Origin of the sequence: Streptomyces sp. NPDC098781 (genome assembly GCF_044759995.1) — a bacterium.
Lineage (GTDB): Bacteria > Actinomycetota > Actinomycetes > Streptomycetales > Streptomycetaceae > Streptomyces.
Window position 1 is genome coordinate 508,638 of sequence record NZ_JBIWAK010000001.1, and the last position, 26,093, is coordinate 534,730.

At 70.7% G+C, this 26,093-nt stretch carries 21 protein-coding genes; 16 read left to right on the forward strand and 5 right to left on the reverse strand.

Annotated elements, in window-relative coordinates:
- The first annotated feature begins 253 nt into the window (after nt 1-253).
- Complete coding sequence (locus ACIQWG_RS02280; protein WP_404089301.1) at nt 254-994, forward strand: hypothetical protein; 741 nt, start codon at nt 254-256, stop codon at nt 992-994.
- A 173-nt stretch (nt 995-1,167) separates the two neighbouring features.
- On the forward strand, nt 1,168-2,580 hold the full coding sequence (gene lpdA / locus ACIQWG_RS02285; protein WP_404089303.1) for a dihydrolipoyl dehydrogenase: 1,413 nt from the start codon (nt 1,168-1,170) through the stop codon (nt 2,578-2,580).
- Between the two features lie 15 nt (nt 2,581-2,595).
- On the opposite strand, the gene ACIQWG_RS02290 is transcribed toward lpdA, so the two are convergent.
- On the reverse strand, nt 2,596-3,297 hold the full coding sequence (locus ACIQWG_RS02290; protein ID WP_404089304.1) for a lysostaphin resistance A-like protein: 702 nt from the start codon (nt 3,295-3,297) through the stop codon (nt 2,596-2,598).
- An 80-nt stretch (nt 3,298-3,377) separates the two neighbouring features.
- A complete protein-coding gene (locus ACIQWG_RS02295) occupies nt 3,378-5,312 on the reverse strand; it encodes a glycoside hydrolase family 5 protein (RefSeq protein WP_404089305.1) in 1,935 nt (644 codons plus the stop codon).
- Between the two features lie 189 nt (nt 5,313-5,501).
- Between ACIQWG_RS02295 and ACIQWG_RS02300 the strand changes: the two genes are divergently transcribed.
- The 3 genes from ACIQWG_RS02300 (at nt 5,502) to ACIQWG_RS02310 (ending at nt 9,091) form a co-directional block, all read left to right on the forward strand.
- Nucleotides 5,502-6,278, forward strand: coding sequence for a class I SAM-dependent methyltransferase (locus ACIQWG_RS02300; RefSeq protein WP_404089307.1), 777 nt, complete (start codon nt 5,502-5,504; stop codon nt 6,276-6,278).
- A 133-nt stretch (nt 6,279-6,411) separates the two neighbouring features.
- Nucleotides 6,412-8,475, forward strand: a complete 2,064-nt coding sequence (locus ACIQWG_RS02305) for a discoidin domain-containing protein (protein ID WP_404089309.1) — start codon at nt 6,412-6,414, stop codon at nt 8,473-8,475.
- Between the two features lie 19 nt (nt 8,476-8,494).
- Nucleotides 8,495-9,091, forward strand: a complete 597-nt coding sequence (locus ACIQWG_RS02310) for a TetR/AcrR family transcriptional regulator (RefSeq protein WP_404089311.1) — start codon at nt 8,495-8,497, stop codon at nt 9,089-9,091.
- 9 nt (nt 9,092-9,100) lie between these two features.
- Here ACIQWG_RS02310 and ACIQWG_RS02315 read toward each other — a convergent pair whose 3' ends face one another.
- Nucleotides 9,101-10,204 (reverse strand): acyltransferase family protein, encoded by a 1,104-nt coding sequence (locus ACIQWG_RS02315; protein WP_404089313.1) that lies wholly within the window; start codon nt 10,202-10,204, stop codon nt 9,101-9,103.
- A 224-nt stretch (nt 10,205-10,428) separates the two neighbouring features.
- Here ACIQWG_RS02315 and ACIQWG_RS02320 point away from each other — a divergent pair, with 224 nt between their 5' ends.
- The 4 genes from ACIQWG_RS02320 (at nt 10,429) to ACIQWG_RS02335 (ending at nt 15,308) form a co-directional block, all read left to right on the forward strand.
- Nucleotides 10,429-11,121, forward strand: coding sequence for a hypothetical protein (locus ACIQWG_RS02320; RefSeq protein ID WP_404089315.1), 693 nt, complete (start codon nt 10,429-10,431; stop codon nt 11,119-11,121).
- 208 nt (nt 11,122-11,329) lie between these two features.
- Complete coding sequence (locus ACIQWG_RS02325; RefSeq protein ID WP_404089317.1) at nt 11,330-11,971, forward strand: class F sortase; 642 nt, start codon at nt 11,330-11,332, stop codon at nt 11,969-11,971.
- A 918-nt stretch (nt 11,972-12,889) separates the two neighbouring features.
- Nucleotides 12,890-14,800, forward strand: a complete 1,911-nt coding sequence (gene htpG, locus ACIQWG_RS02330) for a molecular chaperone HtpG (protein ID WP_404089319.1) — start codon at nt 12,890-12,892, stop codon at nt 14,798-14,800.
- 97 nt (nt 14,801-14,897) lie between these two features.
- Nucleotides 14,898-15,308, forward strand: a complete 411-nt coding sequence (locus ACIQWG_RS02335; RefSeq protein ID WP_404089320.1) for a VOC family protein — start codon at nt 14,898-14,900, stop codon at nt 15,306-15,308.
- 15 nt (nt 15,309-15,323) lie between these two features.
- Here ACIQWG_RS02335 and ACIQWG_RS02340 read toward each other — a convergent pair whose 3' ends face one another.
- A complete protein-coding gene (locus ACIQWG_RS02340; RefSeq protein ID WP_404089322.1) occupies nt 15,324-15,908 on the reverse strand; it encodes a hypothetical protein in 585 nt (194 codons plus the stop codon).
- Nucleotides 15,909-16,143: 235 nt separating this feature from the next.
- Here ACIQWG_RS02340 and ACIQWG_RS02345 point away from each other — a divergent pair, with 235 nt between their 5' ends.
- The 6 genes from ACIQWG_RS02345 (at nt 16,144) to ACIQWG_RS02370 (ending at nt 23,745) form a co-directional block, all read left to right on the forward strand.
- The gene (locus ACIQWG_RS02345) at nt 16,144-17,613 is read left to right on the forward strand and encodes a Y4yA family PLP-dependent enzyme (protein WP_404089324.1); all 1,470 of its coding nucleotides are present in this window, start codon (nt 16,144-16,146) and stop codon (nt 17,611-17,613) included.
- Nucleotides 17,610-18,941, forward strand: coding sequence for a pyridoxal-phosphate dependent enzyme (locus tag ACIQWG_RS02350; RefSeq protein ID WP_404089325.1), 1,332 nt, complete (start codon nt 17,610-17,612; stop codon nt 18,939-18,941). The genes ACIQWG_RS02345 and ACIQWG_RS02350 overlap by 4 nt, the downstream gene beginning before the upstream one ends.
- 4 nt (nt 18,942-18,945) lie before the next feature.
- Nucleotides 18,946-20,163 (forward strand): aminotransferase class V-fold PLP-dependent enzyme, encoded by a 1,218-nt coding sequence (locus ACIQWG_RS02355; protein WP_404089327.1) that lies wholly within the window; start codon nt 18,946-18,948, stop codon nt 20,161-20,163.
- Nucleotides 20,164-20,258: 95 nt separating this feature from the next.
- A complete protein-coding gene (locus ACIQWG_RS02360) occupies nt 20,259-21,029 on the forward strand; it encodes a methyltransferase domain-containing protein (RefSeq protein WP_404089329.1) in 771 nt (256 codons plus the stop codon).
- A 188-nt stretch (nt 21,030-21,217) separates the two neighbouring features.
- The gene (locus tag ACIQWG_RS02365) at nt 21,218-22,345 is read left to right on the forward strand and encodes a GNAT family N-acetyltransferase (RefSeq protein ID WP_404089331.1); all 1,128 of its coding nucleotides are present in this window, start codon (nt 21,218-21,220) and stop codon (nt 22,343-22,345) included.
- A 158-nt stretch (nt 22,346-22,503) separates the two neighbouring features.
- On the forward strand, nt 22,504-23,745 hold the full coding sequence (locus ACIQWG_RS02370) for a DegT/DnrJ/EryC1/StrS family aminotransferase (RefSeq protein ID WP_404089332.1): 1,242 nt from the start codon (nt 22,504-22,506) through the stop codon (nt 23,743-23,745).
- 64 nt (nt 23,746-23,809) lie between these two features.
- Here ACIQWG_RS02370 and ACIQWG_RS02375 read toward each other — a convergent pair whose 3' ends face one another.
- Entirely contained in the window at nt 23,810-24,193 is a 384-nt protein-coding gene (locus tag ACIQWG_RS02375) for a VOC family protein (RefSeq protein ID WP_404089334.1), read from the reverse strand.
- A gap of 154 nt (nt 24,194-24,347) precedes the next feature.
- Between ACIQWG_RS02375 and polX the strand changes: the two genes are divergently transcribed.
- Complete coding sequence (polX, locus tag ACIQWG_RS02380) at nt 24,348-26,084, forward strand: DNA polymerase/3'-5' exonuclease PolX (RefSeq protein WP_404089336.1); 1,737 nt, start codon at nt 24,348-24,350, stop codon at nt 26,082-26,084.
- Nucleotides 26,085-26,093 lie beyond the last annotated feature (9 nt).

Here is a 26,093-nt window from a genome sequence, read left to right on the forward strand (position 1 = left end):
ACACACACTTCCTGGCACATCTGCGCAGGAGTATCACTCAGGCTGCACACAGCCCGTCGAAAGGATCGTTAGCGTTCTGGCCGTTCGACCCCGCATACGAACGTGACCAGGCCGCGCCCGAACAGGGCCGATGGCGCAGTCAACCCAGGAAAGACCGCAGATGGACTATTGCTCCTCGTGCCGTCGGCATCTCAACGGGGCCCTCGTGTGCCCCGGGTGCGGCGCCTACGCCCCGGACATCGCTCCCTCCGCGATGGGAGGACGCACCGTCTCGGCCACGCCCGGTCCGGCGGCACGGACACCCGCTGTCGACACCTGGTACGACGACTACTTCCGTGCCGAGCCCGCGCCGCAGGCCGAGCCGGACGGGGCCGAGGACCTCGCTCCCTCCGAGGACGTGGACGGTGTGGCCGCCGCCCCGGAGGGCCGGGCGGCCCGGCGCCGGCAGCGCGCCCGCTGGAAGAAGAACCAGCGCCGTGCCGTGGTCGCCACGGCCGTGGCCCTGGTCGGCGGCGGCCTGACCGTCTCGGCGTTCAACGAGCAGTCCGGCGACAAGGCCCAGGCGGCCACCGCGCCGGAACGGCCGAACGTGGGGCTCGCGCTCCCGGAACAGCAGGAGACCGAGCTGACCCGCCCGGCGTCCACGCCGCCGGACACCCGGGGGAGCACGCGCACCGACACGCCCACCTCGCACCCGGCCCCGACGAACGCCGCCCGCGAGCCCGTCGGCACCCCCCGCACCACCCGGCAGTTCACCCGACCGGACGTCGCCTCCACACCGGCTCCCACGGCGACCAAGGTCCCGCAGACACAGACCGTCACCCCGGCGCCCGGCGGTCAGAACTCCGGCGGCGAGGGGGCCGAGCAGCAGACCCCGGCCCCGGAGCCGACGGACGGCTCGCAGTCCCCGACGTCCCCGGCGCCGACGAGCCCGGCCCCGGAAGGGACCTCGCCGGCGCACCTGTGCGTGCTCAACCTCCTCTGCCTCGGCTGACAACGCCGGAAACCGGCCGGACGGCCGCGGCAGGCGCCACCTGAGATCGTCGTCACTCTCCCGCATCGCCACACAACTTCGTGGATGCGGTCATGCTGGAAGAAGCCGGACCGCGTCCACCACGGGGTCCGGCACCGGCAGAGCAGGACGTCGTACTCAGGAAGGAACTCTCCATGGTCGAGCAGGACGAGCGCTTCGACGTCGTTGTCCTCGGCGCGGGCCCCGGCGGCTACGTCGCCGCCATCCGGGCGGCCCAGCTGGGCAAGCGCGTGGCGGTCGTGGAGGAGAAGTACTGGGGCGGTGTCTGTCTGAACGTGGGCTGCATCCCCAGCAAGGCACTGCTGCGCAACGCCGAACTGGCGCACATCTTCACCCGCGAGGCGAAGACCTTCGGCATCAAGGTGGACGGTCAGGTCTCCTTCGACTACGGCGAGGCGTTCCGCCGCAGCCGCAAGGTCGCCGACGGCCGGGTCAAGGGCGTCCACTACCTGATGAAGAAGAACAAGATCACCGAGATCGACGGCCGCGGCACCTTCCTCGACCCGCACACCCTCCAGGTGGCCGGCTACGACGGGGACACCCGCACCATCGGCTTCGACCACTGCATCATCGCCACCGGCGCCACGCCCAAGCTGCTCCCCGGCACCCGGCGCAGTGCGCGCGTGGTGACCTTCGAGGAGCAGATCCTGGCCGAGGAGCTGCCGCGCTCGATCATCATCGCGGGCGCCGGCGCGATCGGCGTCGAGTTCGCCTACGTGCTGCACAACTACGGCGTGAAGGTCACGATCGTCGAGTTCCTGGACCGGATGGCCCCGCTGGAGGACGAGGAGGTCTCCGCCGAACTCGCCAAGCAGTACCGCCGGCTGGGCATCGACGTCATGACGTCCACCCGGGTCGACGCCGTCGACGAGTCCGGTGAGCAGGTGCGGGTCACGGTCACCGGCAAGGACGGCGCCCAGCAGGTGCTGGAGGCCGAGAAGGTGCTCCAGGCCATCGGCTTCCAGCCGAACATCGAGGGCTACGGCCTGGACAAGACCGGTGTGGCCGTCACCGAGCGCGGCGCGATCGACATCGACGGCCGTGGCCGCACCTCCGTCCCGCACATCTTCGCCATCGGCGACGTGACGGCGAAGCTGATGCTCGCGCACGCCGCGGAGGCGATGGGCATCGTCGCCGCCGAGACCATCGCGGACGCGGAGACGATGGAGCTGGACTACGTGATGATCCCGCGCGCCACCTTCTGCCAGCCGCAGATCGCCAGCTTCGGCTGGACCGAGGCACAGGCCCGGGAGCGGGGCTTCGACGTGCAGGTCGCGAAGTTCCCCTTCACCGCGAACGGCAAGTCGCACGGCCTGGGCGACGCGACCGGCTTCGTGAAGCTGATCAGCGACGCCAAGTACGGCGAACTCCTCGGCGGCCACCTGATCGGTCCGGAGGTCACCGAACTGCTGCCCGAGCTGACCCTGGCCCAGCAGTGGGACCTGACCGTGCACGAGGCCGCCCGCAATGTCCACGCGCACCCCACGCTCGGCGAGGCGGTCAAGGAGGCCCTGCACGGCCTCGCCGGTCACATGATCAACTTCTGACCGCGCGGCCCTCGTTCAGCCGTCGAGCCACCAGCGGGCCGCCGCCCAGGCCAGCACGTAGCTGAGGCCGTTGACCGCCCAGTGCAGGGCCATCGGCGCCAGTAGGCTGCCGGAGCGGCGGCGCAGCTCGCACAGGACGACCCCGGCCAGGGCCGTGGCCACGACGGCCGCGGCCACGGTCGGGGCCACGCCGCCCGGTCCGTCGCCGAAGACGGAGCCGAGCGCGGCGTTGGAGCGGTTGATCCCGCGCGAGGCGGTGACGTGCCACAGCCCGAACAGCACCGACGACACGCCGGTGGCCCACGCTGTGCCGCACCGCCGCCGGACCATGGCCCACAACACCCCGCGGAAAGCGGTCTCCTCCAGCAGCACGGTCCCGAACGGCACGCGCACCAACGCCCCCCACAGCATCCCCGCCGGCGTCAGGTCGGCCGCCCTGGAGTCCCGGAGCAGCTCCCGCCCGGCCGGCACCGCGAGGAGGGCCAGCAGGACCACCAGGACGATTCCGACCAGCACGGGAGCCCACCGCAGCCCCCGCCGCACCGCCACCGCGTCGAGCCCCAGTTCGGTCAGGGTGAGCCCGTCCCAGCGGGCGATCAGCAGCAGGACGGCCGTTGCCGTGACGCAGACGACCACGTACAGGACGGGGCCGCGCGCGAGCCAGTTGTTCAGCAGGTTCGCGGCGGCGAGTACGGCGACAGCACAAATGATCGGCATCCGGGTTCCAGCATCCCCGATGCGATCGTGCCGCGGCCTGCTCGGGTCCGTCCGTGGTCGTGTCGGGCCTCCGGGGCGGCTCAGCCCAGCTTTCGGCAGTACAGCGCGTCAGGGGTGCGGGACGAGCCCACCCGGCCGGTGTACGCGATCCCGGCCGCGTACTCGTCGTCCGCGCACTGACCCTTGTAGTGCCCCTGCGCGAAGTCACCGCCCTTCGCGGCCGTCCCCCGGTTGTCGCCCCGGTCGAACCAGACCGTACGGCCGCTCGCGCCGAGCCGCCCGGCGGGGGCGGTGGCGCACAGGGCGGCGGAGACGGCCGAGCCGCGGACGCTGTAGCCGATGAGGAACTGTCCGTCGGCGCACTGGAGTTTGCTGTACCCGGACGCCCAGTCGCCGCCCGGACGGACATGCCGCTCGTCCACGACCACCTCGTGTCCGCCGGCCGGGTCCCACAGGGCACGGGCCGTGACGTCGGAGCACAGTCCCCGGTTGCCGGTGTGGGCGAGGCCGAGCAGCCGCTGTCCGTCGGGGCAGACGGCCTTGCGGGCGCCGGAGTTCCAGTCGGGCAGGGCGCGCATCCGCCGCGACTGGACGAAGTCGCCGTGATCGGGGCTGAGCATGGACCACTCGGCGACCGGCGCCACCGGCCCGGTGCGGCCGGCGGCGTCGATGAGCCGCGTCCAGGCGGCGGCCCGCCAGTCGTCACCGTCGTAGAGACCCATGCGCCGGCCCTGGGAGTCCCAGTGCAGCAGCGCCCAGCCGTTGCCCTTGCGGTCCTCGTGCCAGCCGACGAGCGGCCAGTAGGCGAAGTCGGCGTCGGTGCGGATCAGTTGGGCCACGAAGTTCTCGAACCAGGCCCGCTGCTTCTGGCCGGTCTCGTCGCGGCCCCCGACGCCGAACTCGCTGATCCACACGGGGGCGGTGAAGTGCTGGTCCTGTTCGGCGGTGACGTAGAAGGCCTGGCGGTTCAGGACGTCGATCAGTTCGGTGGGGCTCAGGTCGCGGTAGCGGGGGTCGGTGGTCTCGCCCGTTCCGGTCGCCCCACTGTGGTTCGGGCCCGTGTAGTCGTAGAAGTGGGCGGAGTACACGAGCTTCCCGGAGTCGACGAGGGTGTGCGAGAGACGGCGTACGGGCTCCAGGGTGGGGCGTTCGTGGGCGAAGCCGTCGACGGGGATTCCGGTCCAGTTGATGCCCTCGACGATGATCAGCAGATCGGGGTTGGCCTCCGTCTGGATGCGGTCGCCGACGCGCTGCGAGGCGGCGAACCAGTCGTGGTCGTCGCCCAGGCCCCAGTTGGGGTCGTCCCAGATGTTGCGGCGGACCTCGTTGTAGAGGTCGGCGCCGACGACCCGCTTGTTGTCCCGGTACCGGCGGGCCATGAACAGCCAGTCGTTCTCCCAGGTCCCGGCGGACTGGCCGGTGTTCCAGCGCTCATTGCCGTCGACTCCGCAGCACCAACGGGTGGTGTTGGTGTGGTTGTTGAGGATCACGGCGAGTCCTGCGGCGGTGAGTTCGCGTACGACCACGTCGTAGACCTGGAGCGGGGTCCTACCGCGCAGAGCCGGGTTGGCCGCGACGGCGTCGTCCGTGACGGGAACGCTGTCGTGGATCATCTCGTTGGAGAAGGGCAGACGGATGCTGTTGATCCCGATCTCCCGGAAACCGGCGATGATCTCGGCCATGGGGGCGCGGTCGAGGCCGAGCGGAATCCGGCCGGAGTTCTCGCCGGCGTGGTGGTTGGCGTCGTCCTCCGTGCTGCCCGAGCCGTTCCAAGTGCCGCTGGCGCCGTGCCAGTTGCCGGAACGCAGCCGGAAGCGGTCACCGTCGGCGTCGACGATCCAGCGGCCGCGGGTGCTCAGGGGCGGCGTCCAGTCCTCGGCCGCGGGCATCTCGATCGACGGGGAAGCGGCACCCGGCTCGGCCGCGGCCTCGACCTCGGGGAGGGACGTCAGCGGGACCAGCAGGAGTACGGCGGCGAGAGCGGCTCTCGCCATGGATCCGAGCACGGTGACCATCCCGAGGGCTCTGTTGTCATGGCGCCGTCATCATGGAGGACGGGCCCGCCATTGGTCCAGACTGCGCGCCCGGAAGATACCCCGGTCGCCCACGGCGAGCACGCGGGAGACCCGCCCCTGTGGCGCCCCGGCACCCCACTGAGCATGCTCGGTGGTAGCGCGTCGCGTCCCGAGGGAGGCACGATCCCCATGCCGGCCAAGAACCCCACCGTGAACCGCACGGCATTCGGCCACCGCCTCGCCTACGCCCTGCGCCACCCCGACCGCGTACCCCGTCACCTGGCCCGGTCCGCTCGTGACCTGTGGCTGCGCCGCCGCCACCCCGACCACATCGCCTACTACCGTGCCGTGATGCGCTCCGACGCCCGGGCCGACCCGGACGCGGCGGTCGGCAGTCACAACCGGGAGCGCTGGCTGGCGCTCGGCGCGATGCAGTTCGACTACCTGCTCGGCCACGGCCTGCGCCCCGAGCACCGGATGCTGGAGATCGGCTGCGGCAACCTGCGCGGGGGCTGGCGGTTCATCCGTCACCTGGAGCCCGGCCACTACTACGGCATCGACATCTCGCCCGACATCCTCTTCGCCGCGCAGGACACCGTCACGGAGATGGGCCTCCAAGGACGGCTCCCCGCACTGACCCCGGTGCGCGACCTCACCCTGCGCTTCCTGCCCGAGGCGCACTTCGACGTGGTGCACGCCCACAGCGTCTTCTCGCACTCACCGCTGACGGTCATCGAGGAGTGCCTGGCCAACGTCGGCCGGGTCATGGCGCCCGGCGGCTGGTTCGACTTCACCTTCGACCGCACCGAGGGCGAGGAACACCAGGTCCTGCGGGAGGACTTCTACTACCGCACCGAGACCCTCGTCGCGCTGGCCGAGGAACACGGCCTGCGGGCACGCTTCATGACGGACTGGGAGGAACTCCCGCACGGCCAGTCCAAGATCCGCGTCACCCACGCCGGTTGAACCGACACCCCGTCATCAGGTCATCCGTCCCGGACTCTTGACTCGTAAAGCAGTAGTGGCGATCCTCTGTCGCACATATAGCGAGGTCATGACAATCCGGCCTCGCCATCCCGCCGACCGAGGGACGAGGGCTGTGACCAGTGCCGGACGCCCGTACCGCAGACGCAAGAACATCACCGTTGTCTCGCTCCTGCTGCTAGTGCTGTCCATCGCTCTCGGACCGACCCCGAGTTCGGCGGCCGGCCCCGACTGGTGGGACCCGAGCGCACGGCCCGCCCCGGACTCGCAGGTCAACGTCACGGGCGAGCCCTTCAAGGGCACCAACGCCGCCGGCGAGGTGCGCGGCTTCGTCGACGCGCACGACCACATCTTCTCCAATGAGGCCTTCGGTGGCCGTCTGATCTGCGGAAAGCCGTTCTCCGACCAGGGTGTCGCCGACGCCCTCAAGGACTGCCCCGAGCACTACCCCGACGGCTCGCTCGCGATCTTCGACTTCATCACCAACGGCGGTGACGGCAAGCACGACCCGAACGGCTGGCCCACCTTCAAGGACTGGCCCGCCCACGACTCGCTCACCCACCAGCAGAACTACTACGCCTGGGTGGAGCGCGCCTGGCGCGGCGGCCAGCGGGTCCTGGTCAACGACCTCGTCACCAACGGCGTGATCTGCTCCGTGTACTTCTTCAAGGACCGCAGCTGCGACGAGATGACCTCGATCCGGCTCCAGGCCAAGCTGACGTACGACATGCAGGCCTTCGTCGACAAGATGTACGGCGGCACCGGCAAGGGCTGGTTCCGGGTCGTCACCGACAGCGCGCAGGCCCGCCAGGTCATCGAGCAGGGCAAGCTGGCGGTCATCCTCGGCGTGGAGACCTCCGAGCCCTTCGGCTGCAAGCAGATCCTCGACATCGCGCAGTGCAGCAAGGAGGACATCGACAAGGGCCTGGACGAGCTGTACTCGCTGGGCGTGCGCAGCATGTTCCTGTGCCACAAGTTCGACAACGCGCTGTGCGGCGTCCGCTTCGACTCGGGCGGGCTCGGAACGGCCATCAACGTCGGCCAGTTCCTGTCCACCGGCACCTTCTGGAAGACCGAGACCTGCAAGGGCCCGCAGCACGACAACCCGATCGGCAACGCCACCGCGGCCGCGGCCGAGAAGAAGCTCCCGGCGGGCGTCGAGGTCCCCTCGTACAACGCGGACGCGCAGTGCAACGTCCGAGGGCTCACCGGGCTCGGCGAGTACGCCGTACGGGGCATGATGAACCGCGGGATGATGCTGGAGATCGACCACATGAGCGTCAAGGCCGCCGGCCGGGCGCTCGACATCTTCGAGTCCGCGTCCTACCCCGGCGTCCTGTCCTCGCACAGCTGGATGGACATGGACTGGACCGAGCGGGTCTACGGCCTCGGCGGCTTCATCGCCCAGTACATGCACGGCTCCGAGGGCTTCATCTCGGAGGCGAAGCGCACCGAGGCCCTGCGCGACAAGTACGGCGTGGGCTACGGCTACGGCACCGACATGAACGGCGTCGGCGGCTGGCCCGGACCGCGCGGCGCGGACGCCCCGAACAAGGTGACGTACCCCTTCAAGAGCGTCGACGGCGGCTCGGTCATCGACCGGCAGACCACCGGACAGCGCACCTGGGACCTCAACACCGACGGCGCGGCCCACTACGGCCTCGTCCCGGACTGGATCGAGGACATCCGCCGCGTCGGCGGCCAGGACGTGGTCGACGACCTCTTCCGGGGCGCCGAGTCCTACCTCGACACCTGGTCGGCCTCGGAGAACCACCAGGCCGGAGTGAACCTCGCCGGTGGCGCGGCCACCTCCGCCAGCTCCTCGGAGTGGAGCCTGTTCACCAGCTACCAGCCGGGCCGGGCCGTCGACGGCGACGGCGGCACCCGCTGGGCCAGCGACTGGAACGACAACCAGTGGTTCAAGGTCGACCTCGGATCCACGAAGCTGGTCAAACGGGTCACCCTCGACTGGGAGCGCGCGTACGGCAAGGCGTACCGCGTCGAGCTCTCCGCCGACGGAGTGAACTGGCGGACCGCCTGGTCCACGACCGCGGGCGACGGCGGCCTGGACACGGCCGGATTCGCCGCCACGCCGGCCCGGTATGTGCGGATCCAGGGGCTGGAGCGCGGCACGGACTGGGGCTACTCCCTCTACGAGGTCGGCGTCCACAGCAGCTGACACCCACGAGAGGGGCTCCATGGCACGGTTGCCGTCCGCCGAGCGACGGCGACAGCTCACCGAAGCGGCGATCAGGGCGATGGCCCGGGACGGCGTCCCCAGGACGACCACCCGGTCCATCGCCGCCGAGGCGGGCGTCTCGCTCAGCGTCTTCCACTACTGCTTCGACTCCAAGCAGGAGCTGATCGAGTCCGTCATCACCACCATCACCGGGCACTACGTGACGCTGGTGAAGGAGGCCCTGCTTCCCAGGGACACCCTGGAGGAGACCGTACGGGCCGGCTTCCAGGCGTACTGGGACCACGTCCGCGCCCACCCCGACGAGCACATGCTCACCTATGAGCTGGCGCAGTACGCCCTGCGCCAGCCGGGGTTCGAGCATCTGGCGCGACGGCAGTACCAGCTGTACGCCGAGACCTACGCCGACCTCATCGACCAGCTCGGGCGGACCATGGGGCTCAAGCTGCGCGTACCCGCGCCCGTCCTGGCCCGCTATCTGGCCGCCATGACCGACGGCCTCACCCTCAACTACCTCGTGCTCGGCGACGAGGCCGCCTGGAACGACATCCTCGACACCGTCATCGCGCACATCGCCGGGCTGGTGGGCGAGCCCTAGCCGGGCCGGTCACTTCGCGGCGACCCGGTCCCGGTCCCGGGCCGGTTCCGGTGTCTCCCGCCGGAACAGCCACCCCAGGTCGGGCTCCACCACGAAGCGCAGGGCGCGCCGGACGGGCGGGGTGCACAGCAGCGTCACTGCCGTGGCCGCCACCAGGGTGACGACGACCGCGCCGAGCGGCCCCCGCACCCAGGCGGGCTCGTACCAGCCGCCGTACTTGGCGCCCTGCGCGAGGAACCCGTGCAGCAGATAGCCGTACAGCGTGCCCGCGCCGAGCACCGTGCACCACATCCGCCGCCCCGGCACCCAGGCCAGGAAGCAGGCCACCAGCAGCAGCGAGCAGCCGAACAGGACCGGCGTCATCAGCACCCCGTACCACTCGGGCGCCCCCAGCTCGTCCGCGCTGTCCCGGTGGTAGAACCAGGCGCCGGTCATCCGGGGCACGGCCCAGTACGCCACCGCGAAGGCGCCCGCGAACACGGGCACCGCCGCGATCCGCGCCGCCCGACGCCGGACCAGCCGGAAGTGCTCCGGCCGCAGCGACAGACCCAGCACGAAGTACGGCAGGAACTGAAGGGCCCGCTGGAGGTCGAGGTCGTTGCCGATGGACGGCGAGAGAGTCGCCAGCATCGCCACGCCGAGCGCGAGCGGCACCGGCAGGCGCACCCGCTGCCACAGCGGGGCGGTCAGCCGCCACAGGAACAGCGCCGCGAGGAACCACGTCAGATACAGCGGGTCCAGCAGGCTGATCGGCCGGTCCGGCTCCTGGTCCGTCCAGCGGGTGAAGAGGGTGTACGCCGTCTCGAAGACGACATAGGGCACGACCAGGCCGCTGACCAGCCTTTTCAGCCGCTCCGGCCGGCCGTCGAAGCTGCGGGAGAAATAGCCGGAGACGATGATGAACGCCGGCATGTGGAAGGCGTACACGAGCATGTACACGGCGCTCACGGCCCGGCTGCCGTCCCGCAGCGGCTCCCACGCATGGCCCATGGCCACCAGCACGATCGCCGCGTACTTGGCGTTGTCGAAAAACGCGTCCCGCTGCGGGGAAGGCGCAGGTGACGGCGGTGCGGCGGGTCTGCGGGCGGGGGTGGTGACGGTCGGGTGGGACATCCCACGCGTCTCACCGCCTGAGAGCGACCCAAACCTCTCCGGGTGAATCCGGCTGCCCGAACGGCGGGGCGGCTCGACATAGGGCCGTCAGGGTGTGGTCGTAACCCGTGTGATCGCTTCGAATGGTGCGTGCGAAAGACATGACTGACGGTGGATCACGTCAAGGTCTGGCCCCAGTGGTGACGAAGCGTCAGCCGCCCAGGCCGTGACGGAAGGATTTACCTATGCGCTCTGTCCGCATGCTGCTCGCCACCGCGACAGCCACGGCCGCGCTGGCGATCTCGCCCGCCGCCTACGCCGTCACCATGGGTGACTGGGACCAGGGAGACAGCTCCCACAGCAAGGAGCACGACGAGCCCGAGGGCCACGGCAAGTCCGAGGAGCACGGCAAGTCGGAGGACCACGGCAAGTCCGAAGAGCACGGCAAGTCCGAGGAGCACGGTAAGTCGGAGGACCACGGCAAGTCCGAGGAGCACGGAAAGTCCGAGGACCACGACCAGTCCTACAGCAAGGAGCACGAGGAGGAGGGCAAGCACGACGGGCCTCGTGGCGGGGTACACACGGGTGGCGGAGCGCTGGCCGCCGTGACCAACGACGACGACTGGGGCGGTGCCAAGGACCCGAAGCACGACCCGGACAGCTACCGGAGCAAGGACGGCGACGAGGAGCCCTGGAAGGAGGACCACGGCAAGGACTCGTGGAAGGGCGACAACGAGGAGTCGTGGGGCGGTGACCACGGCGGTGACGACGAGGAGTCCTGGCGCTCCGGGCACGACAAGCCGCACGGCGGTATGCACACGGGTGGCGGCGGCCTCGCCTCCTCCGGCGTGACCGCCGGTGGACTGGCCGCGCTGGCGGTCGCCGGCACCGGCATCTACGCGCTGCGTCGCAAGAAGGCCTCCGGATCCGTGGCCTGACCATGCCCGACGACATAGCCGCGGTGGCCGCCGCGCGTGCACCGCGCGTCGCGGCGGCCCCGCCGCCCCTCCTCCCACGCCTTGTGTCCCCTGCCGCGCCCCAGTGAGGTGGTGTCCGATGGCCGCCGGCTGTCCCCCGTCCCCCGAAACCGACCCGGCCCCCTCCGACACCCGTTCCCACACCTCGCGGCGGATAAGGCGCGTGGCCGTGGCGCTGTTCTGGAGCGCGGTGACCGTCGTGGTGCTGGCGGTCACCCTGGGCGGCGAGGACCGGTCCTCCGAAGCGGGCCGCGCGCCGTACCTGCCGCCGGTGGTCGAGCCGCACGCCTCATCCGGGGCCGACCCGCACGGGTCGGACACGTCCACCTCGCCGGACGGACGGCCCGTGGGCAAGCATCTGTCCCGGTCCCGGCCGCTCCGTCTGCACATCCCCAAGATCTCGGTCGACGCGCCCTTCGTCGATCTCGCCATCGGCGGCGCGGGCCGATTGCAGCCGCCACCGGCCGGCGACACCAACCTCGTCGGCTGGTACGCCAAGGGCGCGTCCCCCGGTGAGCCCGGTACGTCGATCATCGCCGGGCATGTGGACACGGCCACGTCCCCCGCGGTGTTCGCGAACCTCAGCGAGCTCCAGAAGGGGGACCGGTTCCAGGTCGCGCGTGCCGACGGGCGCAAGGCGTCCTTCGTGGTCGACAGCGTGGAGACCTTCGACAAGGACACCTTCCCCAGCGAGCGCGTGTACGCCGACACCCCCCGCGCCCAGGTCCGGCTCATCACCTGCGCGGGCGACTACGACCGCCAGGTCAGGGACTACACCGCCAACCTGGTGGTCTTCGCCCACCTGGACTGAGCCGCCGACGCCGCCTCAGCATTGCGGGAGCTGGGACTTCCAGGTGTTCGGGCCGCCGGTGTCCAGGTACCGGTCGTTGACGTACCCGTGGCCGATGCCGTTGTCGACCCGCCCAGTGCGCCTACGTCACCGGCATCGACGCCGGTCCCCATCTGGCGGTATGCACTGCCCCGCGGTACAGCGCCCCGAAGTCGGGACCCGCTCCGGTCAGCACGGCCGACGCGGCGACGGTGAGCACGGCACCGGTGAGCGTGAGCGGGCGCAGCCGCAGGGCCGGATCCGTGCGGTCGGGTTCGCCTGTTCGTCGTCGTCAGCGGCACTGTGGGAGCTGGGACTGCCAGGTGTTCGGGCCGCCGGTGTCCAGGTACCAGTCGTTGACGTAACCCCAGGACCTGGGCGTGGACACGAGCATCCAGTACCCCGTAGCCGTGCCCGTGGGCGTCCGGGTCGCCCGTCGTCCAGCAGGAGAGCTCCAGCCACTGCCCGTTGCCGTGGCGGGCCACCTCCGAGGCGCCGTAGCGGGGTTCGGTGCGCATCACCAGGGCCGAGCCCGGGTCGATGCCGATGACCTGGGCGCAGCGCGCCGGGTCGCCCGGTCCGGCGCCGGGGTACGGGCGCGGCGCGGCCTCGGCCGCCGGCGCGGAGAGCAGCCCGGCCCCGGTGAGCAGGGCGGCGGCCGCCCCCGTGACGGCCGCCGCCCTGCGCCGCGAGGTGAGAGGGCGTGCTGTGGGCATCGGCCCCTCCGTTCGATCGCGTCGGGAGCCTCGATGCCCTTCGACCATGGCATCGAACGGGGAGCGGGACAGCCTGTGATGTCTCAGGGTGCCGCGGATCCGGATCGGTGCCCTCCGCGCTGACCTCGTGTCTTAGAGTGACTGCGACCATTCCGGTGATGAACCTGTGAGGTAGTCGCTAACCATGCCGACCGAGACGTTTGAGTTTCAGGTAGAGGCCCGTCAGTTGCTCCAGCTGATGATCCACTCGGTCTACTCGAACAAGGATGTCTTCCTGCGCGAGCTCGTCTCCAACGCCTCCGACGCGCTCGACAAGCTGCGTCTGGAGAAGCTGCGGGACGACTCGCTCGACGCCGATGTGTCCGACCTGCACATCGAGATCGACATCGACAAGGAGGCCCGTACCCTCACGGTCCGGGACAACGGCATCGGGATGTCGTACGAGGAGGTCGGCAAGCTCATCGGCACCATCGCCAACTCCGGTACGGCGACCTTCCTGAAGGAGCTGCGCGAGGCCCAGGACGAGGCCGGGGCCGAGGGGCTCATCGGACAGTTCGGCGTCGGCTTCTACTCCGGCTTCATGGCGGCGGACGAGATGACGCTGGTGACCAGGCGGGCCGGTGAGACCCAGGGCACCCGCTGGACCTCGCGCGGCGAGGCCACGTACACGCTGGAGACGGTCGAGGACGCGCCGCAGGGCACCTCGGTCACGCTCCACCTCAAGCCCGCCGACCCCGAGAACCAGCTCCACGACTACACCTCGCCCTGGAAGATCAGGGAGATCGTCAAGCGGTACTCGGACTTCATCACCTGGCCGATCCGGATGGTCCCGGAGGCGGCCTCCTCGGACGAGGGCGGCGACAGCGCGCCCGAGCCCGAGACGCTGAACTCGATGAAGGCCCTGTGGGCGCGGTCGCGTGACGAGGTGTCCGACGACGAGTACCACGAGCTGTACAAGCACATCAGCCACGACTGGCGCGAGCCGCTGGAGACGATCCGGCTCCAGGCCGAGGGCACCTTCGAGTACCAGTCCCTGCTGTTCATCCCCTCGCACGCCCCGCACGACCTGTTCACCCGCGAGTTCAGGCGCGGCGTCCAGCTCTATGTGAAGCGCGTCTTCATCATGGACGACTGCGAGGCGCTGCTGCCGCCGTACCTGCGCTTCGTCAAGGGCGTCGTCGACGCGGCCGACCTCTCGCTCAACGTCTCGCGCGAGATCCTCCAGCAGGACCGGCACATCCGGATGATGCAGCGCCGGCTGACCAAGAAGGTGCTGTCCACGGTCAAGGACATGATGGCCAGGGACGCCGAGCGCTATGCCACGTTCTGGCGGGAGTTCGGCACCGCCGTCAAGGAGGGCCTGGTCACCGACTCCGAGAACAGCGAGGCCATCCTCGCCGTCGCCTCCTTCGCGACCACCCACTCCGACGACGAGCCGACCACGCTCGCGCGGTACGTGGAGCGGATGAAGGACGGCCAGGACGACATCTACTACATCACCGGCGAGAACCGGCAGAGCATCGAGAACTCCCCGCACATGGAGGCGTTCCGCGACAAGGGCATCGAGGTCCTGCTGCTCACCGACGCCGTCGACGAGGTGTGGGTCGACACCGTCGGCGAGTACGAGGGCAAGAAGCTGCGGTCCGTCGCCAAGGGCGAGATCGACCTCGACGCCGAGGGCGACGACAACGCCGACGGGGAGCGGGCCAAGCAGGCCGAGGAGTACGCCGGGCTGCTCGGCTGGATGGGGGAGCGGCTGGACGAGGACATCAAGGAGGTGCGCCTGTCGACGCGGCTCACCGTCTCCCCGGCCTGTGTCGTCTCGGACGCGCACGATCTGACGCCGGCCCTGGAGAACATGTACCGGGCGATGGGCCAGGAGGTGCCGCGCACCAAGCGCATCCTGGAGCTCAACCCCGATCATCTGCTGGTGAAGGGCCTGAACCAGGCGTTCAAGGAGCGCGAGGACCGCTCGGGGCTCGTCGAGTCCGCCGAACTGCTGCACACGCTGGCGGTGCTCGCCGAGGGCGGCCAGCCCAAGGACCCGGCGAGGTTCGTGAAGCTGGTGGCGGACCGTCTGGAGCGCACCCTGTAGCGGTGCTGTGCGCCATGTGGCCGTGTGCGCGGGCCATTGTCAGTGGCCCGCGCTACCTTCCTTGCTGTCGGCTTCCGGCCCCGTCTCTGGAGGAATCATGGCCTCGCGTCTCAACCCCTACATCAGCTTCGCCGGCGATGCCCGCCAGGCACTTGAGTTCTACAAGGAGGTCTTCGGCGGCACCCTGAAGGTCAACACCTACGCCGAGTTCGGGCAGCAGGACTCCCCCATGGCCGACAAGATCATGCACGGCATGCTGGAGGCCCCGAACGGCTTCACGCTGATGGCCGCCGACACCCCGTCGGACGACCACAACCCCGGCAACAACATCTCGGTGAGCCTGAGCGGCGACGACGACGCCGAGCTGCGCGGCTACTGGGAGAAGCTGTCCGCCGGCGGCCAGGTGAGCGTGCCGTTCGAGAAGCAGATGTGGGGCGACGTCTTCGGGATGTGCACCGACCGCTTCGGCATCACCTGGATGGTCGATGTCGTCATGCAGGAGGGCTGAGCGCGGGCGGCCGGGTCAGCGTCCCGGAAGCCAGGCGCTCAGGGCGTCGATGAGCCGGTCGAGGGCCGGCTCCTCGACGGAGCGGTCGGTCATGACCGTACGGCCGTCGAAGCGCAGCGTGTACTGGAACAGGTCCGCGGCCTCCATGTTCCGCGTGAGGTCGGAGACCTCGTCCAGCGCCGGATCGCCGAGCAGGGTGCGCAGTTCGGTGAACTCCGCCGCACTGGTGCGGTGGACGGCGCGTTCCCCCTTGTCGCTGGTGTGCACGGTGCCGTCGCCCCGCAGGGCCACCTCCTTGTTCACCCCGGCGAAGCCGCCCGTGACCACCATCGTGACCAGTCGCTGATCCGGTCCGGTGACGGGGACCGGGGTCGGCGTGCCGGACGCCGAAGGCGCCGACGAGGGGGATGACGGCGGGGCCGCCGAGGACGGGGTTGCCGAGGGGGACGCGACGGTCGAGGTGCCGGTCGTCACCTCCGACGCCTCCGCCCCCGCCGCGCCCCCGTCGGAAGTGCAGCCGACCAGTCCCAGCAGCCCCGTCAGGGCCACCACCGTCACCCACCTGCCGAACACAGCGCCCCCATCCGTGGATCGCGTCATCTTCAGTGCCTACCACGGACCGGTGTGCTCCCACCACGCAATGAGGGTGCCCGGGCCGAGCGGTCGTCCGGACGGCGGGCACCGGTGATTTTCGGCCCACCTGTTGACGTACCGCCCAGCAGTGCAGGTACGGGGCGTAAACCGCGGGGAGCCGGGAAAGGAGCTATACGGCAACCGCGGGGAGTGGTCGACAGCGCCCGGAGCGTCGGGCCCGAAGGGCGGGGGAGGGCCGGGCATGGGCGGGCAGCCCTTGTATCTCGCACCGCGGCTGGAGTCACGGCTGCGCTCCTTGCTGCACTCCCCGGACCTGCTGCACACCCTCACGGACGCGCTCGGCTCACCGCTGCACGTGGTCGTCCCCGACCAACTCGCCGACAATCTGCGGCAGTTCCGGTCCGTCTACGACACCCACCATCTCGCCGGGCAGGTCTTCCTCGCCCACAAGGCGAACCGTTCCAGCGCCCTGCTGCGCAGGCTCGCCGCCACCGACGCGGGTGTGGACGTGGCCTCGCTCGGGGAGCTCCAGCACGCCCTGGGCGCGGGGCTCACCCCGGACCGGATCACGGCGACCGGGCCGAAGAACCCGGACTTCCTCTGGCTGGCGGCGCGCACATCGGTCACCGTCAGCCTCGACACGCGGGGTGAGCTGGAGCAACTCGCCACCCTGGTGCGCAAACACGACCTGCCCCGGTCCCGAGTCCTGCTCCGGCTGTCGGGGTTCGAGGCGTCCGGCGTGCGCGTGCTGACCCGGCGGAGCCGCTTCGGCACCGCCGTGGGCGAGTCGGCCCCGCTGCTGGACGCCGTCGAACGGCACGCCGACGTGCTCGACCTGATCGGCGTGGCGTACCACTTGGACACGACGAGCCTGACCGAGAAGGCCATCGCGCTGGAGGGCTGTCTGCGGGTACTGGAGGAGTGCCGGAGCCGCGGGCTCAGGCCCCGGGCCCTGGACGTCGGCGGCGGCTTCGGTGTCGACTACCTCGCCGACGGCGGCCAATGGGAGCGGTACACCACCGGACTCACCGAAGCCGTCCTGGGCATGCGCCCGCCCCTGACCTACGGCGGCCACGGCTACGGACTGCGCAACGAGGCCGGCACCCTGCGCGGCACCCTCGGTCTGTACCCCGCCCACCGGCCGGTCGCCGGCGCCCGCTACCTCGACGAACTGCTCGCGCACCCGGCCGCGTCCCTCGGCGGCCGCCCCCTGGCCGCGCTTCTCCTGGAGCACCTCTACGACCTGCACACCGAACCCGGTCGGGCGCTGCTCGACCAGTGCGGAGTGACCCTGACGAAGGTGCTGGAGGTGCGTGAGCCGGAGGACGGCGGTCCCCTTCACATCAGGCTGGCGGCGAAGGCCGACGACGTGGCGCTCGAGGACCACGGGGTGCTGATGGATCCCGTCGCCGTGCCACGCGAGCAGGAGACCACCGACGGCGCCGGACCGGTCGCCGCGCATCTCTTCGGCAGCCTGTGCCTGGAGTCCGACCTGATCACCCGGCGCACGGTCTTCCTGCCCCACCGCCCCGCACCCGGCGATCTGTTGGCCTTCGCCAACACGGCCGGCTACTGCATGGACTTCCACGCCACCCGTGCCCAGCACCAGCCCGCCGCGCGCAAGGTCGCCGCCTGGCAGGAAGGCGAGCGATGGCGCTGGTGCCTGGACGACCAGTACTGGCCGACCACACCCGTGGGGGGAGCGCAGTGAGGTACGACAGCATCACCGAGGCCATCGGCAACACACCGCTGGTGCGCATCGACCCGTCCGTGCACGGCCTGAGGCACATCGACCTGTACGCCAAGCTGGAGCTGCTCAACCCCTTCGGTTCGGTGAAGGACCGGGCCGCCTGGAACATGGCCGGACCGTATCTCGAGGCCGCGGCCTCCGCGTCGGGTGAGGGGGCCGGCCAGGTCGTCGAGCTGTCGAGCGGCAACACCGCCAAGGCCCTGGCCGTCCTCGCGGGCATGCACGGGCTGACCTTCAAGAGCGTCACCAACCGGATGCGGATCCCGGAGATCAAGGATCTGCTTCTGCTGCTCGGCGCGGAGATCGAGGAACTGCCCGGCCAGAGCGAGTGCCTGGACCCGTCGGCCACCGACGACCCGCTCACTCTCTTCCACCGCACGCTCTCCGAGCCGGGCAGCGCCTTTCTGCACACCGACCAGTACTTCAACCCGCGCAACACCGAGGCCCACTTCACCGGCACCGGCCCCGAGATCGTCAAGGACCTGGACGGCCGGGCCCCGGACTGGTTCATCGCCTGTGTGGGCACCGCCGGCTCGTCCACCGGCGTCGCCCGCGCCCTGCGCGAACACGACCCGGCCGTAAGGGTCGTCGGCCTGGTCGCCGCCAAGTCCGACTTCGTCCCCGGCATCCGCACCATCGACGAGGCGCACGAGGTGGGCCTGTTCGATCCCGGCACCTACGACGTCATCGACTCGGTGAGCGCCGACCAGGCGATCGAGGGGATGCTGACCCTGAACCGCCGATGCGGCATCCTGGCCGGACCCACCGGAGGAGCGGCGTACTTCGGCGCGCTCCGCCAACTGCGCTCCCGCGACGAGGAACTGACGGAGCGACAGTCAGCCGTGTTCATCGTCTGCGACCGAGTCGAGAGCTATCTCGGCTACGTCCGTCAGCGCCGCCCCGACCTCTTCGGCCGCCCGCCCCGCGGCAACTCCCCGGCCGACCTGACGGACGTCGAGATACGCACGGCACCCGCCGTCGGCGTGAGCGAGGCCCAGGCCTGGATCGCCACCGGGCAGCCACTCGTCGTCGACCTGCGCGGCCCCCACGCCTACGCGGCCCTGCACATCGACGGCTCGGTCAACATCGTCGACGAGCTCTTCGAGGAACTCCTGCGCGACGGACTGCCGTTCAGCCACAGCCGCCCGGTCCTGCTGGCCTGCCCCGTCGGTGAGAAGTCCGCCCGCTACGCCGCCCTGCTGACCCGGATGGGGCATCCGGACGTACGCAGCCTGACCGGGGGCATCATCGCCTGGCGGGACGCCGGCGCACCCCTGGTACGGGACTGAGCCCATGACCGTACCCAGGACCGACACCCAAGGCCAGAACGTGATCGAGGAGTTGGGGGAGTGGCAGCGCCGCTTGCGCGCCCAGTTCCCGATCATCACCGCGCACCCGGACCTGGCCTACCTGGACAGCGCGGCCACCGCCCAGAAACCGCAGGCCGTCCTCGACGCCGCGCACGCCTACCTCACCACGACCAACGCCAACGCCGGACGCGGCACCTACCCCTGGGCCAACCGGACCACGGCCCTGGTCGAGCAGGCCCGCGACCGGGTGAAGCGGTTCCTGGGCGACCCCGCGCCGGAAGGCTCGGCCGTGCACTTCACCAGTGGGACCACCGAGGGACTGCGCACCGTCGCCCGGGACTGGCTGCCCCGGTTCCTCACCGACGGGGACGAGATCGTCGTCCCCGTCGCGGACCACGAGGCCAACATCGCGCCCTGGCTGGAGACCCAGGACCAACTGGCCCGGCAGGGCGTCCACATCCGCGTCCGGCCCATGCCGTACCAACAAGCCTCCGGCGACTACGACCACAGCGCGCTCACCGAACTCGCCGGGCCGCGCACCCGGTTCGTCGCCGCCTGCCACGTCCACCACGTCTACGGCGGCGACATGAACCTCCACCGCATCCGCCGCGCCGTCGGCCCGGACGCGGTCATCTGCCTGGACGCCGCCCAGAGCGTCGGCCATCTCCCGGTCTCGGTGGCCGACCTGGACGTCGACTTCGTCGTCTTCTCCGGCCACAAGGCCATGGCACTGCCCGGCACGGGAGCCGTCTGGGCGCGCCAGGCACGCGGACCCACGTTCGCGCCGGGTGGTTGGGCGGGCACCCCCAACACCGTGGGCATCGCCTCCCTCACCACCGCCCTGGACTGGCTGGAGGCGGCCGGCACCGACCGGATCGAACGGTGGACGGTGGCCCTCGCCGCCCGGCTCACCGAGGGCCTGCGCCACCTCGACGCCTACGAGATCCTCGGCTGCCAGACCAGCCTGGCAGCCGACTCGGACGTCCAGCGACGCCAGGGCATCGTCACCTTCCGCCACCACGCCGTCGAATCCGGGGACCTCGGCTTCATCCTCTTCAGCCACGGCTTCATGGTCCGCTCCGACCAGCACTGCCAGGGCAGTGCGGGGGAGAGCGCCGGGTCGGTGCGGGTGAGCCTGCACGTCCACAACACCGTCGAGGAGGTGGACCGGCTCCTGGCGGTGCTCACCACGCTCGGGTGACGTACCGCCATCAGAGCTAATGGGAACCGTTTCCACCTGTAGGGTCGATGACGGCGGTGTGAGACAGGTGCGGGACGGCGAGGTGGCACGACCGGATGGGGCTGAGCCTGGCGACGGCGGAGCGGTGGGTGGAGCGCTGGGAGCGCCAGCAACAGCGGTACGCCGTGGACCGCGAGGAGCGTTTCACGGTGATCGCGGATGTGGTCGAGCAGGCCGTGACGGGCCGACCGGGCAGGCCGCTCGTCGTCGACCTCGGCTGCGGCCCCGGCTCCCTGGCGGCCCGGCTGGCCCGGCGGCTGCCGGGCGCCGACATCGTGGGCGTGGACATGGACCCGGTGCTGCTGGAGCTGGCCCGCACCCACCACGCCGACGCGGCACGCTATGTGGACGCGGTGATCGGTGAGGACGGCTGGACCGACGCCCTGAGTCTCGGCCGACCCCTGGACGCGGCCGTGTCGACGACGGCACTGCACTACCTGGCCCCGGACACGCTGTACCGCACCTACCGGCAACTCGCCGGGCTGCTGCGGCCCGGCGGCCTCCTCGTCAACGGCGACCACTTCCCGCCCGAGGACGCCGCGCTCGCCGACCTCGCCGGGTGCGTCGGCCGCCGCCACGCCGAACGCGGACACGCCTTCGCGGACGAGGACTGGGACTCCTGGTGGACTGCCGTGGCACGGGACCCCGAGCTGACCGACCTGCTGGCCGAGCGCCGACGCCGGCACGGGCGGTCCGCCACCGGGACCGACAGCGCGGCCCGACTCACCGTCCCCGCGCACGAACGACTGCTGCGCCGGGCGGGGTTCGGGCATGTCGGCGTCGTCTGGCAGTACGGCGACAGCCATGTCGTGGTCGCCATCCGCTGATCCCGCCCGGCGACTTCGCCGGCGCACCTCCCCGGACCAAGCGCAGCTAAAGGATCCTTCCGGCGCCTTGACAGTGTGCGTACTGTTTCGCGACGTTTGAGCCTCGCCACAAAGTTCGACAATGGGGGACACGGTGGCGAGGCGCCGAAAGGCGCCTCTTGGGGGGAATTTTGGGGGGAACGATCGCCATGCGGTCCACGAGCGCCATCACGATTCACAGACCCGAGGAACTGAGCGAGTCGCTGCGCCGGGCCTGGCACCGGGCCATGGACGAGTCGCCTGACTACGCCAACCCTTTCCTGGCACCGGAGTTCACGCTCGGGGTCGGCCGGTACCGCAAAGGGGCGCAGGTCGCGGTCCTGCACCAGGGCGGACAGCCGGTCGGCTTCTTCCCGTACGAACGCAACGCGTACGGCGTCGGCCGGGCCATCGGCCTGGGCCTGTCCGACTGCCAGGCCCTGGTGCACCGCCCGGGAGTCAGCTGGGACACCCGCGAACTGCTCAGGGCCTGCGGGCTGTCCGTCTTCGAGTTCGATCACCTCGTCGAGGAACAGCAGCCGTTCGGACCGTACGTCACGGGCACGTTCGCCTCGCCCGTGCTGGATCTGAAGCCCGGCGAGGGCAGTTACCCGGAGTGGCTGCGCGCCACGTACCCGGGGCTGGCCAAGACGACGCTGAAGAAGGAGCGCCGCCTGGGCCGCGACGCGGGCGAGTTGCGGTTCGTGTACGACGAGCGCGACCCCCGCATGCTGCGCACCCTGATGCGGTGGAAGTCCGCCCAGTACCGCAGAACCGGCCGGATGGACCGCTTCTCCAGACCCTGGATCGTCGACCTCGTCGAGCACCTCTTCCAGGTCCGCGAAGAGCACTTCACCGGAATCCTGTCCGTCGTGTACGCCGGTGACCGGCCGGTCGCCGCGCACTTCGGGCCTCGGTCGCGCACGGTGTTCGCGGCCTGGTTCACCGCCTACGACCCGGAGTTCGGCTACTACTCGCCCGGTCTGATGATGCATCTGCGGCTCGCGGACGCCGCGGGCCGGGACGGTGTGACACTCATGGACTTCGGGCGCGGCGAGAAGGAGTACAAGGACTGGCTCAAGACCCGTGAGCTACGGGTGGCCGAGGGGTTCGCGGTGCGTCCGCACCCGGTGGCGGCGGCCCACCGGATGTGGCGCAGACCCGTGCGTGGCCTGCGCAACACGGTCCTGGCCCACCCCCGGCTGCGTGAGCCCGCCGACCGGCTGCTGAAGACCGTCGGCAATCTGCGCACCTCGAACCCGGCCCAGGCCCCGGACGTGGGAGCCCGCGCCCGCTGAGCGGGCACCCGCTCTCGTCGTACGCCCGCGCCGGCGTCGCATCCCTACCCCGTCGCGGTCCCGCAGTCCGCGGCGCCGCGGTCCCGAACGACGTCCGCGAGCGCGCACCGCCCGCCTCGGGCAACCCTTCGCCGGACCCTTCCACGGAAGAGGTGACCATGCCGTACGGATCGCGGCTCGCCGCGATGATGACACGGCGCATCGGACGCGAATGCGTCTACACGCCCTCGGCCCGACTGGCCCTCTATCTGGCGCTGCGCCGCTGGTGCCGGCCGGGCGCCCGGGTGCTGATGTCCCCGGTGAACGACGACGTGATCCTCTTCGTCGTCCTCGCCGCCGGACTGCGCCCCGTGCAAGCTCCGGTGTCCCAATGGGACGGCAACATCGACCCCGCCGCCGTGCCGGAGTCCACCTGGCGCAACGTGGACGCCGTCCTCACCACCAACCTGTACGGCCTGCCGGACCGGGTGACCGAACTGCGCCGTCGCTGCGAGCAGTTGGGGATCCCGCTGATCGAGGACGTGGCCCACGCCATCGGCACGCACGTCGACGGGCAGCCGGTCGGCACCTTCGGGACGGCCGCGGCGTTCAGCCTGTCCAAGCACGTCGCCGCGATGGCCGGCGGCTTCCTCGCCGTCGACGACGCGCGCACCCGGCGCGAGCTGGAGCTGCTGCGCGACGACCTGCTCACCCCGCGCCGGCTGCGCGCCGACCTCTCCACCACGCTGCGCCCGCTGGCCCGGTCCGCCGTACGCACCCTCCACCTGGTACGCCCCGTATGGCGCACGATGCAGCGCCTCGGCCTCCTCGAACGCGACGACTTCCGCATGGCCCTGCACGCCCCGCGCCTCGCCGGCAGCGCCCGTCACGCGCCCAGCCTGGCCGCGTACGAGCCCTGGGTCCGGGTCGACCTGCACGGCTTCCGCTCCCGCCACGGGGCGCTGGTACGCGGGCAACTGGAGCTGCGGATGGCGCTCCTCGACGGCGACCTCGCCCGGCGCCGGGCCGGCGTCTCCCTGCTGTCGGGCACCACCTGGGCCACCCCGGCCCTGCGCGAGAGCACCGCACACGAGGGCCCGCCCGCCCTCTTCCGCGTCCCCCTCCTGGTCCACGACCGCGACGCCCTGGTGGAGCGGCTCGTCAGCCATGGCGTGGTCGCGGGTTACATCTACGACCCGCCGCTCGACGACTACGCGGGCGCCGAGTTCGTGGAGCCGTCGCCCGCCCCCGCCGCGGCCCGCTGGTTCGCCTCCCACACCCTGCCGGCCGACCCCCTGACGGCACGTCGCATCGCGAGCGCCCTGACCAAGGAACGGGCGACCCCGGCACACCCACCCCTGCGCACGCAGATACCGGAACCCGACCCGACGACGAGTCCGCCGGCGCCTCTGGGGCCCTAGGACGGGTATCGAACCGGCGGACGATGGCCGACCTGCCTGCCGCCGTCCGCCGGCCCTCAGGGCTTCAGGAATTCGTCGCGGCGCGATCCGACTCGCTGCGCAGCACGCAGAATTCGTTGCCCTCGGGGTCGGCGAGGACCGCCCAGCCGGAGCCGTCGGGTTCGCGGCGGTCGGTGACGAAGGTGGCGCCGAGTCCGAGCAGCCGTTCCACCTCCTGCTCGCGCGAGGTCTCGGGGCGCAGACACAGATGGATGCGGTTCTTGATCTTCTTGGGCTCGGGCACCTGGTTGAAGTACAGCACCGGGCCCTCCGCGAGCAGCACCTGAGTCTCCCGGTCTCCCGGTCTGTCCTCGGGATCCTGGGGCCGCCCGGTCACCCTGCTCCAGAAGCGCGCCAGCTCGTAAGCATCCGCACAGTCGATCGCCACGTTCTGCACCACAGAAACCATGCGCGCAAGCCTTCCCGACCCCCGCCGTGGACGCCACCGAGTTGCGTTCCTCGTCCGTGAGCCACGGATCAGGCGCAGGGCAGCACCGGTCGGTTCTCGCCCGGGCGGAGCCCTCAGGGTCGTCCGGCAGGCCCTGCCGTGCCACTCTGGAGGCGTGGCTCGGTCGAACGACGAGGTCGCCGCGTTGCTCCAGGAGTACGCGGATCTGATCTCGATCACCGGAGGAGACGCGTTCAGGACGCGCACCTATGAGAAGGCCGCCCGGGCGATCGGCGGCCACCATGCCGATGTGTCCACGCTCGACGTCAAGGGTCTGAAGGAGATCCCGAACGTCGGCAAGTCGATCGCCGAGAAGGTCGTCGAGTACTTCGCCGACGGCAGCATCTCCGCCGTGGAGGAACTGCGCGCGAAGATCCCCGCCGGGGTCCGGCAGCTCACGGCCATTCCCACGCTCGGGCCGAAGAAGGCGATGGTCCTCTACGAGGAGCTCGGCATCTCCACGACCGAGGAACTCGCCGACGCCATCCAGGAGGAGCGGCTGCGCGACCTGAAGGGCTTCGGGCCGAAGACCGAGGAGAACATCCTGCACGGCATCGGCCTGCTCCAGTCCTCCGGCGACCGGGTCCTCATCGACGTCGCGATGAGCCTCGCCGAGGACATCGTCGCCGAGATGTCCCAGGTGGCCGGCGTCAAGCGCTGCGCCTACGCCGGATCGCTGCGCCGCGGGCGCGAGACGATCGGCGACATCGACATCCTGGTCGCGGCGAGCAAGGCGGAGCCGGTCATGCGGGCCTTCACCGAACTGCCGGACGTCTCGGAGGTCATCGCGCGCGGCGAGAAGAAGACGTCGGTCCGTACCGGCAAGGGCCTCCAGGTCGACCTGCGGGTGGTGCCCCCGGATTCCTGGGGCGCGGCGATGCAGTACTTCACCGGGTCCAAGGCGCACAACATCCGCACCCGCGAGATGGCCGTCCACCAGAAGCTCAAGCTCTCCGAGTACGGCCTGTTCGACACGGAGAGCGGCAAGAAGATCGTCTCCGAGACCGAGGAGGAGGTGTACGCCCGTCTCGGCCTGCCCTGGATCCCGCCCACCCTGCGGGAGGACCGGGGTGAGATCGAGGCCGGGCTGCGGGGCGAGCTGCCCGATCTCGTCCAGGAGAGCGACATCCGGGGTGATCTGCACACCCACACCGACCTCACCGACGGACTCGCCCCGCTGGAGGAGATGGTCGCCGCCGCGGCGGAGCGCGGCCATGCCTACTACGCGGTCACTGACCACGGCCCGGACATGGCCATGCAGCGCATGACCGACGAACGGATCCTGGCCCAGCGCGAACGGGTCCGTGAGCTCGACCGGGAGTACGGCAAGCGCGGGAAGCGCGGCGGTATGCGGGTGCTGCACGGCGCGGAGCTGAACATCGGCCCCGACGGCGAGGTGGACTGGCCGGCGGAGTTCCTCGCCGGCTTCGACCTGTGCGTGGCCTCGGTGCACTCGCACTTCAACCAGGGGCGCGAGGCGCTGACCCGGCGCTTCGTCCGGGCCTGCGAGAACCCGCACGTCCACATCATCGGCCACCCCACCACCCGCCTCATCGGCAAGCGCCCCGGCATCGACGTCGACCTCGACGCGGTCTTCGCCGCCTGCGCCCGCACCGGCACCGCCCTGGAGATCAACTCCCACCCGGACCGGCTGGACCTGCGCGACGAGGACATCCTGCGGGCCAGGCGGCACGGCGTGAAGTTCGCCGTGGACAGCGACGCCCACGCCGTGATCCACCTGGCCAACCTGCGCTACGGCGTGGGCACGGCACAACGCGGCTGGCTCACCAAGGACGACGTGATCAACACCTGGCCGCTGACCCGGCTGCGGCGCTTCCTGGACAAGGGGTGACGCGGTGAC

What these genes read in the sequence shown, in the direction of transcription:
- ACIQWG_RS02280 (WP_404089301.1), top strand. Translation starts at nt 254, where the DNA reads ATGGGAGGACGCACCGTCTCGGCCACGCCCGGTCCGGCGGCACGGACA.
- lpdA (WP_404089303.1), top strand. Translation starts at nt 1,168, where the DNA reads ATGGTCGAGCAGGACGAGCGCTTCGACGTCGTTGTCCTCGGCGCGGGC.
- ACIQWG_RS02290 (WP_404089304.1), bottom strand. Translation starts at nt 3,297, where the DNA reads ATGCCGATCATTTGTGCTGTCGCCGTACTCGCCGCCGCGAACCTGCTG.
- ACIQWG_RS02295 (WP_404089305.1), bottom strand. Translation starts at nt 5,312, where the DNA reads ATGGTCACCGTGCTCGGATCCATGGCGAGAGCCGCTCTCGCCGCCGTA.
- ACIQWG_RS02300 (WP_404089307.1), top strand. Translation starts at nt 5,502, where the DNA reads ATGCCGGCCAAGAACCCCACCGTGAACCGCACGGCATTCGGCCACCGC.
- ACIQWG_RS02310 (WP_404089311.1), top strand. Translation starts at nt 8,495, where the DNA reads ATGGCACGGTTGCCGTCCGCCGAGCGACGGCGACAGCTCACCGAAGCG.
- ACIQWG_RS02315 (WP_404089313.1), bottom strand. Translation starts at nt 10,204, where the DNA reads ATGTCCCACCCGACCGTCACCACCCCCGCCCGCAGACCCGCCGCACCG.
- ACIQWG_RS02320 (WP_404089315.1), top strand. Translation starts at nt 10,429, where the DNA reads ATGCGCTCTGTCCGCATGCTGCTCGCCACCGCGACAGCCACGGCCGCG.
- htpG (WP_404089319.1), top strand. Translation starts at nt 12,890, where the DNA reads ATGCCGACCGAGACGTTTGAGTTTCAGGTAGAGGCCCGTCAGTTGCTC.
- ACIQWG_RS02335 (WP_404089320.1), top strand. Translation starts at nt 14,898, where the DNA reads ATGGCCTCGCGTCTCAACCCCTACATCAGCTTCGCCGGCGATGCCCGC.
- ACIQWG_RS02340 (WP_404089322.1), bottom strand. Translation starts at nt 15,908, where the DNA reads ATGACGCGATCCACGGATGGGGGCGCTGTGTTCGGCAGGTGGGTGACG.
- ACIQWG_RS02345 (WP_404089324.1), top strand. Translation starts at nt 16,144, where the DNA reads ATGGGCGGGCAGCCCTTGTATCTCGCACCGCGGCTGGAGTCACGGCTG.
- ACIQWG_RS02355 (WP_404089327.1), top strand. Translation starts at nt 18,946, where the DNA reads ATGACCGTACCCAGGACCGACACCCAAGGCCAGAACGTGATCGAGGAG.
- ACIQWG_RS02360 (WP_404089329.1), top strand. Translation starts at nt 20,259, where the DNA reads ATGGGGCTGAGCCTGGCGACGGCGGAGCGGTGGGTGGAGCGCTGGGAG.
- ACIQWG_RS02365 (WP_404089331.1), top strand. Translation starts at nt 21,218, where the DNA reads ATGCGGTCCACGAGCGCCATCACGATTCACAGACCCGAGGAACTGAGC.
- ACIQWG_RS02370 (WP_404089332.1), top strand. Translation starts at nt 22,504, where the DNA reads ATGCCGTACGGATCGCGGCTCGCCGCGATGATGACACGGCGCATCGGA.
- ACIQWG_RS02375 (WP_404089334.1), bottom strand. Translation starts at nt 24,193, where the DNA reads ATGGTTTCTGTGGTGCAGAACGTGGCGATCGACTGTGCGGATGCTTAC.